Here is a 13587-nt window from a genome sequence, read left to right on the forward strand (position 1 = left end):
GGAGCACCCGTTCGGCGGAAGGAGTCGAAGGGGTGTCAGGGACGGATCTGGACGGTGGCCGCGGTCAGCCGGCGGACCCCGCGCAGCAGCGCGTGCTCAGCCGCCGGCGCCACGGCGTGCGCCTGCGCCACCGTCGGCGCGGGGTCGACGACGATCGACGTCTCGGCCCGCAGATCGGCCCGAGCCAGCGCATTCGTACGTCCCCCACTGCCCGTACGCCCGCGACATGACGGAGCGCGTGCTCGGCCTGGTCGACCAGCGCCGGGTCGACCGCGTCCATCAGCCGGTGCGAGATCTCGGGTGTCGCCCCGCGCAGCACCAGCGCGATCGCCCCCGTGATCGCGAGCCCGATCAGCGGATCGGCCCACCGCCATCCGAGTGCAGCTCCGCCCGCGCCCAGCAGTACGGCCAGAGAGGTGAAACCGTCACTGCGAGCGTGCAGTCCGCCGGCGACCGGCGCGGCCGATCCGATCCAGCGGCCGGTACGGATCCGGGCCACTGCCACCCGCTCGTTGCCGGCGAAACCCGCCAGACGCTCGCGGCCACTGCCACCAGATGGCTGACCTCCTGCGGCTCGAACAGCCGGCGCAGCGCGGCGTGCGACTACTGTCCGGACGCGACGACCGGGTAGTGGTCGGAGAGGTTGGTGTACGTGTAGTTCGTGCCCCAGCTGGAGACCGTCCAGGGCGCGCTCTGCTCCTTGATCACCTCATTGGTCCAGCCGGCCGGCTTCGCGTGCCCGGCGCGGTGCAGAACATGGTCGAGGTCCTCGCGAGGGTCGTCCGGGTAGCGCTCGGACGCGATCGAGTTCTGCTCGGTGTCGAAGGAGTACGGGTGTCCGGTGCGGGCGTCCGCACCCGTGAGACCCGCGTCGGCGAGCATCGTGGCGTACTCCGGCGTCCGCGAGTCGACATTGAAGTCGCCCGCGACCAGGACCTGTTCAGAGGCCGGGATGTTCTTGCCGTCCAGCAAGGCGTCGATCGCCTTGAACTGGCGGCTGCGCATCTGCGCCGCCTCGCCCGCGCCGCAGCCGGGGTCGGTGGACTGCGCGTGCGTACCCACCACATGCACCTTCGCGCCGTTGACGTTCAACACGGCATAGACGAAGCCCTTGTTGGACCACCAGTCCGCCCCGCAGGCGTCCTTGTAGACGAACTGTTCCTTGCGGACGATCGGCCACTTGCTGAGCACGGTGACCCCGCCGTCCTCGGGCGTGGTGGCCGAGTACGACCCGCCGGTCGCGTCCCAGCCGTCCTTGCTCCGCCCCATCACCGGGGTCTGGTACGGGTACTGGCCGGCGGCCTTCTGCTTCAGCGCGTCCGACGAGGAGTTGTCGAAGGCCTCCTGGATCACGACGACGTCGTTGCCCTGGAAGAACGAGGTCGCGGGGATCGCCGCGGCCCGGTGGTCCTGACCCCAGTTGGGGTACAGGTTCTTGCTGAACAGGAAGGCGTTGTACGTCAGCACCTTCAGGGACGGCGTCGCGGCCGCCGGAGCGGCAGAAGCCGCCGGAGCCGTCCCGGTGAGGACGGCCGCGGCGAGCGCGGTGGAAAGAGCTGCGCCAGGGATACGGCGGAGCGCGGAGTGCGGCACAAAGACTCCCGAGTGTGGTGGGGGGCACGACCGGCGACGCACATCAAATCAGGCGGAGTTACCACCTGGTAATGGCCAGGTGCCCACTTTCTTTCCGCTGCCGCACGATCTCACCAACACTGGTGCCGCCGTCTTCGCCCGGCTGCCCGGCAGAGGCCATGGAAGGCCTGCCCGACCTCCTGAAAGTTACGATGGTCAAATGACCGGGCCCGCGACAGATTCCGTACCACCACCGCCCGGCGGAGTGCTCTGGACCCTCGCCGGTGACATCCGAGGTCTGCTGATGCTGCCTGCCGCGCTCACCCTGCAGGTCGCCCACCCCGCTGTCGGCGCCGGCGTCGACGAGCACTCAGTCTTCCGCACCGACCCCTGGGGCCGCGGTGAGCGTTCGCTGCGCTCGCTCCTGCTGTGGGTGTACGGGGGCGAGGCGGCGGCCGAGGAGGGGCGCAGGCTCCGGGAGCTGCACAAGTCCATCCAGGGCACGGACGCCCACGGCCGCAGGTACCACGCGCTCGATCCGGCCTACTACTCCTGGGTCCACGCCACCGGTTTCCCCGTCTACCAGCACGCGCTGCGGTATCTGGCGCGCCCGCTCACCCAGGCCCAGGAGCGCAAGCTCTACGCCGAATGGCTCCAGGTCGGGCGGGTCCTCGGCATCCACGACCGGGACATGCCCCAGACGATCGAGGAATTCTGGCCGTACTACCGCAAGGTGCTCGCCGACGAGCTGGAGGCGACCGTCGTCGTACGCGAACTGATCGCCACCGACCAGGCGATACCGCCGCCCGACCGCGGGCCGGCGGTGCTCAGAGTGCTGCTCAGGACGGTGTGGCCGGTGCTGCTGCCCGCGTTCGCCCGCTTCCGCCGCTTTATGACCATCGGGCTGATGCCGCCCGACGCCCGCGAGGCGATCGGCCTGGAGTGGACGGACGAGCAGGAGCGCAGACTGCGCAGATTTGCCCGGGTCATACGGGCCGTGGTTCCCGTACTCCCCGAGCGACTGCGCTACCTCCCGCCGGCGCGCGAAGCGCGGCGGGCCGCCCGGATCAGCCCGTCAGACCGCCCCGTGCGCGGCCGGCGGTAACTACGACGGCACCCCGCACCAACCCCTCGTCTACGAGATCAGACACGTCGACGGCACGCCCACCCCGGGCGCCGCGACCGCGTTCCGCCTTCAGCTGGACGCGGGCACCACCGTCGGCCTCGGCCAGCAGGCCCGTATCAGCTACGACCTCACGGGCGACGGCGCCTTCGACCGGACCGAGACCTACCACTATTTCGCGACCGACCCGGTGGCAGGCTGGGCGGAGTACGCCCAGTCACGCGGCCTGAAGGCGGCGACCGGAACCGTCGGCGATCTCAAGGGCGGCACCGTACGACTGGAGGTGTGGAGCGCCATCGGCAATGGCACTGCGAAGCTCCAGACCGGCACGGACAAGTCGGTGGTCGTGATCCCCTTCAGCTGACCGTGCGGTGTGCGGCGGGCAACGGCCCTCTCAGGCCGAGGCCCGCCGCACCAGCGTGGTCGGAGTGATCAACGAGGCGGGAACGCCGGCCCCCGGCTCGCCCTCGTTCAGTACGCGCATCAGCAGCCGGACCATCAACCGGCCCATCCCCTCGATGTCCTGCCGGATCGTCGTCAGCGCCGGATCGGTCGTCCCCACCACCGACGCCATGTCGTCGAAGCCCACCAGCGCCACATCCTGCGGCACCCGCCGCCCCCGCTCGCGCAGCGTTCGCAGCGCTCCCGAGGCCATCAGGTCGTTGGAGGCGAACACGGCGTCCAGTTCCGGGCGGCGGTCCAGCAGTTCGGCCATCGCGCGGGCGCCGCTGTCCGCGGTGAAGTCGCCCTGGCAGACCAGTTCCGGGTCGGCGTCCAGCAGGACGTCGCGGTAGCCGTCGATCCGGTCCAGCGCGGAGGTCTGGTCGCGGGGGCCCGCGATGTGCGCGACGTGCCGGCGGCCCAGTGAGACCAGATGACGTACGGCTTCCCGGGCGCCGCCGCGGTTGTCGCAGTCCACATAGGGGACGGCTGGCTCGGCGGCGGCGCCGGGCCAGCCCGGACGGCCGCCGAAGACGGTCGGCACCTGCACCCGGCGGATGATGGCGGGCAGTTCGTCGTCGTTGTGCAGCGAGAAGGCCAGTGCGCCGTCGACATGGCCGCCGCCGAGATAGCGGGCGATCCGGTCGTAGTCGCCGGGCCCCTCCACCCACAGCAGCACCAGCTGGGAGTCGTATGCCGTCAGTTCGCGGCTGATGCCGCGCACCTGCTGCTCGAAGAAGGGGTCCGAGAAGATCCGGAACTCCGGCTCGGCGATGACCACGGCGACCGCGCCGTTGCGCCGGGTGACCAGGGTGCGGGCCGCGTGATTCGGTACGTATCCGAGTTCCTCGACCGCCTGGCGCACCTTGTCGACCAGCGGGGGGCGAACCCCCGCGCCGCCGTTGACGACCCGCGATGCCGTGGCCCGGGAGACGCCGGCGCGGGCGGCGACGGCTTCCAGGGTGGGGCGGGACCCCGTGGTCTTCTCGGGCAAGGCGGGCGCTCCTAGTCTGCTTCAGTCAGCTGCGTCAGACGGCAGCGGGGGGAACGCTGTCAGATACAGGATATCCGGTCCCGGCGATCTTCTGAGAGCGCTCCCATCGTGGGAGGGAGCGCCGCCCCGGCCCGGGACGACGGCCCGTCCCGCGGCCTGGCCGCGGCCGGGTCGGCACCTTCCGTGCCTCGTCCCGCGGCCGGCGAGGCCGGCTTCGACTGCTGGTGGAGTCAGGTGTCGAAGAGCCCGGCGAGCGGCTTGCCCGAGATCTTTCCGGCCGAATTTCACATAATCGCCGACCTGGCACCTGGTGTCCCATCGGTCGCTTTGATGCCCTGATTGCCCCCTGTTGCAAGGGAGTTGGCCGGGGTACCTTCCGCCCATGCCAACACAAGCGCGGGGCACCCGCTTGACGTGCAGATCGCTGGTGGTGGCGGCCTCGGCCGTCCTGATGGCCATGACCCTGGCCCCGGCAGGCGCACAGGGCGCGCCCGTACGGGAGAGCAGACCCGTCTACTCGTACGAGAACGCGATCCGCGAGTCCGTTTGGGTCGACACCCGGCTCGACGGGGACGGCGACGGGCGGACCGATCGCGTCGCCGTCGACATCGTCCGGCCGCGTGAGCCCGCGCATCAGGGCCGGAAGATCCCCGTGATCATGGACGCCAGTCCGTACTACTCCTGCTGCGGACGCGGCAACGAGAGCCAGAAGAAGACATACGACGCGAACGGCAACCCTGTCCAGTTCCCGCTTTACTACGACAACTTCTTCGTCCCGCGCGGGTACGCCTTCGTCGCGGTCGACCTGGCAGGTACCAACCGCTCCGACGGCTGCGTCGACGTCGGCGGCCGCTCGGACATCCAGTCCGCCAAGGCCGTCGTCGACTGGCTGAACGGCCGCGGCCGCGGCTACACCACCCGCACCGGCGGCGAGCGTGCCGGGGCCGGCTGGAGCACCGGCAGCACCGGCATGATCGGCAAGAGTTACGACGGCACGATCGCCAACGGCGTCGCCGCCACCGGAGTCGAGGGACTCAAGACAATCGTCCCGATCGGCGCCATCTCCTCCTGGTACGACTACTACTTCGCCAAGGGCGCCCCGCTCTACAACTCGGGCCCCGACTGGCTCTCCGACTATGTCGAGAGCCCCGACGCCCGCGCCCGCTGCCAGGCTGTCCAGCAGCGGCTGGTCGACGAGGCCCCCCGCAACGGTGATCTGACCCGGCTGTGGAGCGAGCGCGACTACGTTCCCGACGCTGACAATGTCGAGGCCAGCGTCTTCGCCGTGCACGGCATGCAGGACCTCAACGTCCGCTCCAAGCACTTCGGACAATGGTGGGACGCCCTCGCCGACGAGGGCGTGGAGCGCAAGGTCTGGCTCTCGCAGACCGGGCACGTCGACCCGTTCGACTTCCGCCGCGCCGAGTGGGTCAGCACCCTGCACCGCTGGTTCGACCACTACCTCCTCGGCTACGACAACGGCATTGACAGCGAGCCGATGGCCGACATCGAGCGTGCTCCCGACCAGTGGTCCACCGACCGCGTCTGGCCGCCCCGGTCCACCGACACCACCAGCCTCCGCCCGGACAAAGGCCCGGCGGCAGGCGTCGGCACACTCGGCCTGCAGCCCGCACGCCCCGGCGCAAGAGAGACCTTCACCGACGACCCGACGCTCGACGAGACCGACTGGGCCGCCCAGGTCGACCGGTCGACCTCCTCCAAGGCCGGGTTCATCACCAAGCCCCTCGGCCGTGACCTTCGGCTGTCCGGCTCCTCGAGGGTGACCATCACCGCCACGCCGTCCACCACCAGCGCCCATCTCTCCGCGGTCCTCGTCGACCTCGGTCCCGACACCATCCGCAACTACGCGGCAGCCGGTGAGGGCATCACCACCCTTGCCGAACGCAGCTGCTGGGGTGCGAGCACCCCTGGCGACAGCCCCTGCTTCAAGGAGACCAAGGCCCGCACGGCAGCCGTCGACTACGCGGTCTTCAGCCGCGGCTGGGCGGACCTCGGCAACTACGCCTCCGACGCGAAGGGCCGCCGGCTGACCCCCGGCACGGCGTACACCATCGCCCTCGATCTGCACGCAAGCGACCATGTCGTCCCGGCCGGGCACCGGCTCGCCCTGATCGTCGGTGGCACGGACAGGGACCTCATCGACCCGCCCGCGAGCACTCCGGCGCTCACTCTCGATCTGGCCCGTACATCGGCGAAGCTGCCGATCGTCGGCGGCGCCGCCGCCTTCGTACGCGCCACCGCGGGGTCCACCGCGCCCGTTACCCCGCGCGAAGCCCGGCTCAGCGGTGTGGCCGAGCCGCGTCCCATCCGCCCGATCCCCGGAGGCGACAGCCGATGACTTCCCGTATCCGCATTCTTGCCCTGGCGGTCGCAGCGGCAGCGCTTGCCGTGCCGCTGGTCACGGCGCCGGCCGAGGCGGCGCACAGCCTGCCCCGCACCGGCTTCGAGACCAGCCAGGGCGCGCGCTGGACCAGTCAGCCCGAGGAGCAGACGTTCCTCGCCGCCGTCGACCGCGGCAGCGACCGCGTCTCGGTCGGCCGGATCGGCACCACGAAGCAGGGCCGTCCGCTCCAGCTCGTAAGCATCGGTGCTCAGCACGCCGCGAACACCGTGCTGCTGATCTGCTCTCAGCACGGCGACGAGCCCTCGGGCCGCGACGCCTGTCTGACCACGGTCCGCGATCTCGCGTACGCCGGGGACGGCGAAACCCGCCGGCTGCTGTCCCGTACGAGAATCCTCGTCGTCCCCACCGCCAACCCGGACGGACGGGCGGCGGACACCCGCGGCAACTCCGACGGGGTCGACATCAACCGCGACCACATCGCCCTGAAGACCGCCGAGGCGCGGGCGCTGGCTGCCGTCATGCGGGACCAACGCCCGGACATTGTCTACGACTTGCATGAGTACGGCGCCACCCCGCCGTACTACGACAAGGATCTCTTCGACCTCTGGCCCCGCAACCTCAACACCGACGCCAAGGTCCACCAGGAGTCGCAGACCCTCTCCGAGGACTACGTCCGCCCGGCCGCGAACGACAGCGGCTTCAGCACCGGCACGTACGGCATCTGGACCGATCCGGTCACCGGCGACCCCATCAAGCAGACGGCGGGCGACGGCCAGGAGCGCATCCTGCGCAATGCCTCGGGGGTCAAGAACGCTCTGGGACTGCTCATCGAGAGCCGCGTGGACCCCGTCACGGAGGAGGAGAAGGCCGACCCCGCGCTGAACAACCGGCGCCGGGTCAACAGCCAACTAGCATCTCTGGGCGGTCTGTTGACCTTCACCGACGAACGGCGCGGCCGGATCGAGGCGGCGACCGGAGCCGCGAGGCTGGCCGGTTTCAAGGACCGCGGCCCAGTCTATCTGGGCGGCGCCGACAACGACCCCGCGACGGCCGAGGAGACCCTTGAGGATCCGCCCTGCGGCTACCGCCTCGACGCGGCGCAGTACGCGGATGTGCGGGACGAACTGGGGCTGCACGGCGTTACGTCGAGGCCGGACGGGGACGGGGCGTTCGTACCGCTGCGCCAGTCCCAGCGGCAACTGATCCCGCTGCTTCTCGATTCCCGTGCGACATACCACCTCACAGCGGGACAACCGATTACCGCCTGTTGAGGGCGACAACCGAACAGGCTGGTGGTCGTCTTCTGGGGCATGCTGACAGGTGCCGTCGCGGCGATCATGCTGCTCATTGGGAACGGAAGGGGTGACGCACTGGCGGGACTGCAGAATCTGACGCTCCTGGTGGCCGCGCCGTTCGTGATCGTCATGGTGGGCATGTGCATGGCGCTGATGCGCGATCTGCGCCACGACCCGCTGATCGTGCGCGGCGAGATCGGGGTCGAGGCCGTGGGGTCGGCGGTGATCGCGGGCCACGAGAAGTACGACGGTGTCGCCCGCTCCGGCACGACCGGGGCGGGCGGTGCCGCTCAGGGCGCCGGGTCCGCCCGGCGCACCAGGCGGGCCGCCGCATGGGCGCAGCCCCAGGCGACCGTCACCCCGGCGCCGCCATGGCCGTAGTTGTGGACCAGAACACCGCCGTCCGGCAGCCGCTCGGCCTCGATGCGTACCCCTTGACGTCTCACCGGGCGCAGCGCCGCCCGGTGTCCGAGGATCCGCGCCCCGGCGATCTCCGGACGGATCCGCGCGCAGCGCGCCACGATCTCCTCGGCCGTCGCCGGATCGGGCGAGAGGCGCCAGTCGTCGTCCTCGGCGGTGCCGCCCAGAATCAGCCGCCCGGGCTGCGGAAAGAAGTACGTCGTTGTGGCCGAGGCCTGGTCGGCCGCGGTGAACCACTCCTCGATGCCGGGGTTCTCCACCAGTACCAACTGCCCGCGCACCGGGCGAAGTTGATCGTCCTGGGCCAGCTCGCGCGCGCCGAGCCCGGTGCAGTTGACCACCACCCGTGCCCGGTCCGCCGCCCGGGCGAAGGAGCTGACCGTACGCAGCTCCACCGTGCCGCCCGCGGCCTCGAAGCGCCGCCGCAGCCAGCCCAGATGAACGGGCATGTCGATCAGCGGGATCCTGGCCCACAGCCCGTCGGCGTACCCCCCGGGCAGCTCATCGGCAGCCGCCTCGCGCAACCCCTCCACCTGCGCGGCCCATCGCCCGAGACCCGACAGGCGTACATCGGCGTGTATGCCCGCGGCCAGCCGGACACCGGTCTCCTCGGGGCGGGCGGCGAGCTTCTCGTACACCCGCAGCGAGGCGAGCGACCAGTCGCCGACCAGCTCCTGCGGCTCGATGCGGTACGGCCACCACAGCGCGCCCGCCACCGCCGATGTGGTCTCCTCCGCCGGCTCCCGCGTCCACACGCGTACGCCACGGCCACTCTCCGCAAGCACGACCGCGGTCGTCAGCCCGATGACTCCGCCGCCCACCACCAACACATCGCCGCTCATGCCGGGACGGTAGCGGAATGCCCGTTGCCGTGCTCAGAACGTGGCACAGGTGGGGATACTCAGGATATGTCTGCCGTATACGCGACCTTCGGGCTGGCGCCGGCGATGCGCGCCGGGGGAGTCCTCGCGGATGGTGGCTACCAAGTGCACCGGGACTTCATGGACTTCATCGTCGACGGGCGGCCGCTGCTGTTCCAGCTCTCCGGCCTCGACGCCGTCTCGCCGCTGGCCTCCGACGTGCCCCCGGCGATCTTCACCGCGCAGGTGCGCACGCTGCTGCTGGACGCGGCGGCACCGCTGACGGGCGGCCGCTGTGTGATCTACGGCTGCCCCGAGTGCGAGGACATCCAGTGCGGAGCGGTGACGGCCGTCATCGAGCGCGACGAGGACGACTTCGTATGGCGGGACTTCGCCTGGCAGACGTCCGAGACGGCGGACCTGGAACTCAACGGCTACCACGGGATAGGGCCGTTCCGCTTCCGCGGCGACGCCTACCGCGCGGAGCTGGAACGCCTGCTGCCGGACGGCGACGGCGACGGCGACGCGGCGCCCGTCCGCCGCCGGGTCCTGCTGATCGGCGCACGGGTCGCTGTACTGGCCAGGCTGGCCGCGGCCCTGCGGACCATCGGCATCGGCGCGGACATCACCGGTGGAGCCACGGGGGTCCCTGCGGAGGAACTGCGCACTTATGGCGCGGTCGCGTTCGGCAGCGCGGTCACCGCGCAGGAGCGCGCGGCTGTGCGTTCGGCGTTCGAGGCGGTGGGCGTGGAGGTGGCGTACGTGGACGGCCTTGCCCCGATCATTCCACTGCTGGTCGCCCAGATCGAACACGCCCTGGACCGCGCCCCGTTGGAGCGCCGTTGCTTGACCCGGCTGACGGCGGCGGACGGCGCGGCGGATGTGGCGGTGACCTGGACGTGCCGGGTGCAGCTCGTCGCGTACCGCCTCGACAGGCTGCACCGGACCCGTACGCGGGAGGTGTTCGACGGGATGCTGGAGCCCGGTGAGCACCGAATTCCGGTGGACGGACGGGCGGCGAAGGGGCAATCCTTCGTTGTGGCGCGCACCATGGGGAGCGTGCTGGTCGCACCGATGGTGCACTGACACCGACGATGGCCCCGGCGAGCCGCCAATCGCCTCGCATGATGCATCGAGTGAACCGGAGCCTTGCCGACGGCAGGCCCGCCCCGGGCGGACGCGGGCGGCAGCGAGCGCCCCGGCCGCGATGAGCGGCCGTAAGCGCGGGCCCGCCATTCGAACCCGGACCCGCGAGGAACTACGCAGCACCCGTCGCCCACGCGCCCACTCCTGCTGGGACCACCTCTACGCCGCGCCCCTCTGGCCGCTCCACGGCGCCAACCTGGGCACCCTCGCCCGTACCTGTGACGCCGTCGGCGCCTGCCTCACCGTGCCGCGCTTCCCGTGGGTGCCCGAGGCCCTGGCCCGCGGCAACACCCTGCGCAAGCCGCTCTGCGTGCACTGGACGGGAGACCCGCTGAACTGGCTGGCCAAGCAGCGGGAGCGGGGCGCCCGGATCGTCGGGGTGGAGCTCGCCGACGAGGCGATCAGGCTCGCCGATCTGCCTGCCGCCCGGCGCCCACCGTCATGGTCCTCGGCCATGAACAGCACGGCATCCCACCCGAGGCGCTCGACCTGCTCGACGATTGCGTCGAGATCCCGATGCTCGGCACGGGAGCGAGCCTCAACGTGGCGGTTGCGGGCTCGCTGGGCCTCTACCGTCCGGCAGGCCTCCTGTGACCCTGCCGGGGGCGCCGAGGGGAGCCGGCCAGCCGTTATTGATGAGGCGTCAGAGGTCGAAGCCGCATTGTGGGTTGGATTGTATCTTATGTGGTGACCTGTCAGGGGTGCGCCCATGTAAGGAATTCGGATCGTGGGCACCGATGGGGGTAACGCGAGTTCACATGATCGAAAACGGGCTGACACCGGGGACTTCCAAGATCATTGAGAACCTCTGAGGTTCTCTTTACGGCGCGCCCGTCCTGGGGCGCGCCTGCTCGATGAGAGGGTCTTGATGCAGCACATATCTGCCCCGTTGAGACGGGCGGCCCGTCGTGCGGCGCTCGGACTGGTGCTCGCCCTGGGGGGCGCGCTCATTCCCGCCGTATCGGCCGACGCCAGTACCGCGCCCGTGGTGACCGACACCTCACCGGACGGTGACTGGTCGGTCGCCCCGGTCGCCGGCGGCTTCCGCGTCACCCTTCGTCTTCCGAAGCCCCTTCAGGTACGGGACGCCCTGCCGGAACTGGCCGTGGACGGCGCCCCGGTGGGTGTCGCGCGGCAGTCGCCCGACGGACGGACGCTCACCGTCGTCACCACCGACCCGGCGGCCGCCGACCCGTCCTCGGTCCGTCTCGCCTGGAACGGCCAGGTCCCGGGCGCGTCGGCGGCGAAGGTCCCCGGCGCGACCACCGACCCCGGCTCCGCCGGGAAGGCACTGAAGGCCGACCCGTCCGTCAAGGGCGCCTACTCGGTCTCCCGCGCCGACTACGACTTCGGCGACACCGCGGTCTCGCTGTCCGGCCTCGGCGGCCGGCAGGCGGAAATGCGCGCGGCCGTCTGGGTTCCCACTGACGCGCGGGGCGCCCGCCCTGTGGTGATCTTCCTGCACGGCCGGCACGCCGCCTGCTACAACCCGACCGCCGGCACCACCAACAACACCGTCTGGCCGTGTCCCGACGGCTTCAAGCCGATACCCAGCTACCAGGGGTACAACACGTCGGCGGAGGCACTCGCCAGCCGTGGCTATGTCGTCGTCTCGGTCAGCGCGGACGGCATCAACGCCCAGGACAACCCGTACAGCGACGACGCCGGCACGCTCGCCCGCGGCCAGCTGATCCTGGACCACCTCGACCTGCTGGCGAAGGCCGACACCGGCCACGCGGCCGGCATGAGCCCGCTGCTCAAGGGACGGCTCGACCTGCGCGACGTCGGTGTGATGGGCCACTCGCGCGGCGGCGAGGGAATGGTGAAGGCCGCGCTGCTCAACGCCGCGCTGCCGCACCCGTACGGCATCAAGGCGGTCCTGCCGCTCGCACCGATCGACTTCGGCCGCGAGACGCTGCCGGACGTGCCGATGGCGGTGATCCTGCCGTACTGCGACGGAGACGTGTCGAACCAGCAGGGACAGCACTTCTACGACGACACCCGGTACGCCACCGACGACAACGTGATGCGTTCCTCGGTGATGGTCATGGGGGCCGACCACAACTTCTTCAACACGGAGTGGACCCCGGGCGTCGCGGTGGCACCGTCCAACGACGACTGGCAGAACCAGGACGACCCGACCTGCGGGATGAACGCCCCGACCACCACCCGCCTCTCCGCCTCCAATCAGTACCAGGTGGGCGTCGACTACATCACCGGCTTCTTCCGGCTGGTGATGGGGCAGGAGAAGCAGTTCCTGCCGATGTTCGACGGCAGCGCGGGCCGCGCCACCCAGGTGGGCGCCGCCACCGTGCACGCCGAGTTCCAGGCGCCGTCGGACGGGCGGCTCGATGTCGCCACGCTTCAGGCGGCGGCATCGAACGTGTCCTTCACCGGCGCGGCGAGCGGACAGTACTGCGCGTCCATGGCCGGGCGTTCGCCGGTGAGCGGACTGCCGTCCTGCACCGACTCCACGCAGACGGCGCGCTTTCCCTCGTTCACCCCGGCCAACTACGGGCCGAACGTCACCGCCACCCCGCTGCTGCACCTGACTTGGGGCTCCTCGGGCACCGCGGCGGGAGACGGCTCCATGGTGGTGGACCTGCCCAAGGGCCGGTACAACGTGAGCCGGTACGGCGCCCTGACTCTGCGCGCCGCGCGGGACGACCTGAGCGCGGAAGCCGACCTCACGCTCACCGTCGTCGACGGGTCCGGCCGCAGCCGGTCGGTGAAGGTCTCAAGCCTCAGCGACGCGATGGCGGGCTTCCCGGGCACCGGGACGCTGCTGCCCAAGGTGTGGCTGCGCACCGTGCGGTGGCCGGTGTCCCAGATGACCGGTGTGAACGTCCACGACATCCGCCGGATCAAGGTGAGCACGGCCACCCCGGCCGGTGGCGCCTTCCTGTCCGACCTGGCGTTCCAGACCTCCGCGGTCGGCGCCGGCGGACCGAGCCGGCTGCCGCAGGTGTCCATCGCCGGCACGACCGTCGACGAGACGGCCGGGACGGCGACGGTCACGCTGAGCCTGTCGCACACCACTCGCCTGCCGGTGATCGCGTACGTGCAGTCGCTGGCCGGCACGGGAACGCAGATCGCCAACCTGGCGCAGCAGGTGGTGATCCCGGGCAGGAAGAGCACGGCGACCGTCCGGATCCCGGTGACCTCGGTCGACGGGGAGCAGGGTGACACCCCGTACAAGGTGTTCGTCCTCGACCCGACGAATGCCGTGGTCGGACAGGACTTCGCACGGGTCGTGGTGCACGACGACCCCGCCACGTCCTGAATCCGGGTAACGCCTGAGGGGGCGTCCAGCTCTGCTGGACGCCCCTTCGCCGTGCGTGTGGGCGTGGCACGACACGACCGCACACCGG

General features: G+C 70.8%; 9 protein-coding genes and 3 pseudogenes. 8 read left to right on the forward strand and 4 right to left on the reverse strand.

The annotated features are described in order from the left end of the window. Positions 1–35 precede the first annotated feature (35 nt). Together ACWDO5_RS07705 and sph are read right to left on the reverse strand one after the other, a co-directional pair. Positions 36–597: pseudogene (locus ACWDO5_RS07705) on the reverse strand (cation diffusion facilitator family transporter); the annotation flags it as partial. A 6-nt stretch (positions 598–603) separates the two neighbouring features. Next, a complete protein-coding gene (gene sph / locus ACWDO5_RS07710; RefSeq protein ID WP_450529286.1) occupies positions 604–1593 on the reverse strand; it encodes a sphingomyelin phosphodiesterase in 990 nt (329 codons plus the stop codon). Positions 1594–1792: 199 nt separating this feature from the next. Here sph and ACWDO5_RS07715 point away from each other — a divergent pair, with 199 nt between their 5' ends. Then, positions 1793–2677 (forward strand): oxygenase MpaB family protein, encoded by an 885-nt coding sequence (locus tag ACWDO5_RS07715; protein WP_450529288.1) that lies wholly within the window; start codon positions 1793–1795, stop codon positions 2675–2677. After that, positions 2625–3059: pseudogene (locus ACWDO5_RS07720) on the forward strand (glycosyl hydrolase); the annotation flags it as partial. The gene ACWDO5_RS07715 and the pseudogene ACWDO5_RS07720, both read left to right, overlap by 53 nt. A gap of 30 nt (positions 3060–3089) precedes the next feature. Here the strand turns inward: ACWDO5_RS07720 and ACWDO5_RS07725 are convergent. Continuing rightward, positions 3090–4130, reverse strand: coding sequence for a LacI family DNA-binding transcriptional regulator (locus ACWDO5_RS07725; protein WP_450529290.1), 1041 nt, complete (start codon positions 4128–4130; stop codon positions 3090–3092). Between the two features lie 382 nt (positions 4131–4512). On the opposite strand from ACWDO5_RS07725, the gene ACWDO5_RS07730 reads away from it, so the two are divergent. The 3 genes and pseudogenes from ACWDO5_RS07730 to ACWDO5_RS07740 form a co-directional block, all read left to right on the forward strand. Continuing rightward, complete coding sequence (locus ACWDO5_RS07730) at positions 4513–6489, forward strand: Xaa-Pro dipeptidyl-peptidase (protein ID WP_450529292.1); 1977 nt, start codon at positions 4513–4515, stop codon at positions 6487–6489. Then, positions 6486–7766 (forward strand): M14 family metallopeptidase, encoded by a 1281-nt coding sequence (locus tag ACWDO5_RS07735; protein ID WP_450529293.1) that lies wholly within the window; start codon positions 6486–6488, stop codon positions 7764–7766. Before ACWDO5_RS07730 ends, ACWDO5_RS07735 begins: the two co-directional genes overlap by 4 nt. Before the next feature lie 6 nt (positions 7767–7772). Continuing rightward, positions 7773–8171, forward strand: a pseudogene (locus tag ACWDO5_RS07740) (BCCT family transporter); the annotation flags it as partial. Here the strand turns inward: ACWDO5_RS07740 and ACWDO5_RS07745 are convergent. Beyond that, positions 8081–9052, reverse strand: coding sequence for an NAD(P)/FAD-dependent oxidoreductase (locus tag ACWDO5_RS07745; RefSeq protein ID WP_450529295.1), 972 nt, complete (start codon positions 9050–9052; stop codon positions 8081–8083). The pseudogene ACWDO5_RS07740 and the gene ACWDO5_RS07745 sit on opposite strands and share 91 nt — an antisense overlap. A 66-nt stretch (positions 9053–9118) precedes the next feature. Between ACWDO5_RS07745 and ACWDO5_RS07750 the strand changes: the two genes are divergently transcribed. From ACWDO5_RS07750 to ACWDO5_RS07760, 3 genes are all read left to right on the forward strand, one after another. Further along, positions 9119–10156, forward strand: coding sequence for an oxidoreductase (locus ACWDO5_RS07750; RefSeq protein ID WP_450529296.1), 1038 nt, complete (start codon positions 9119–9121; stop codon positions 10154–10156). 501 nt (positions 10157–10657) lie between these two features. Next, the gene (locus ACWDO5_RS07755; protein WP_450529298.1) at positions 10658–10810 is read left to right on the forward strand and encodes a TrmH family RNA methyltransferase; all 153 of its coding nucleotides are present in this window, start codon (positions 10658–10660) and stop codon (positions 10808–10810) included. Between the two features lie 274 nt (positions 10811–11084). Further along, positions 11085–13499 carry a poly(ethylene terephthalate) hydrolase family protein gene (locus ACWDO5_RS07760; protein ID WP_450529300.1) on the forward strand — a complete coding sequence of 805 codons (2415 nt, stop codon included), beginning with the start codon at positions 11085–11087 and terminating at the stop codon, positions 13497–13499. Positions 13500–13587: the final 88 nt, after the last annotated feature.

It is taken from the genome of Streptomyces sp. NPDC000880, assembly GCF_053599675.1.

Excerpts from the sequence above, each read along its gene's own strand:
- ACWDO5_RS07715 (WP_450529288.1), top strand. The coding sequence starts at position 1,793 with ATGACCGGGCCCGCGACAGATTCCGTACCACCACCGCCCGGCGGAGTG.
- ACWDO5_RS07730 (WP_450529292.1), top strand. The coding sequence starts at position 4,513 with ATGCCAACACAAGCGCGGGGCACCCGCTTGACGTGCAGATCGCTGGTG.
- ACWDO5_RS07735 (WP_450529293.1), top strand. The coding sequence starts at position 6,486 with ATGACTTCCCGTATCCGCATTCTTGCCCTGGCGGTCGCAGCGGCAGCG.
- ACWDO5_RS07745 (WP_450529295.1), bottom strand. The coding sequence starts at position 9,052 with ATGAGCGGCGATGTGTTGGTGGTGGGCGGCGGAGTCATCGGGCTGACG.
- ACWDO5_RS07750 (WP_450529296.1), top strand. The coding sequence starts at position 9,119 with ATGTCTGCCGTATACGCGACCTTCGGGCTGGCGCCGGCGATGCGCGCC.
- ACWDO5_RS07755 (WP_450529298.1), top strand. The coding sequence starts at position 10,658 with ATGGTCCTCGGCCATGAACAGCACGGCATCCCACCCGAGGCGCTCGAC.
- ACWDO5_RS07760 (WP_450529300.1), top strand. The coding sequence starts at position 11,085 with ATGCAGCACATATCTGCCCCGTTGAGACGGGCGGCCCGTCGTGCGGCG.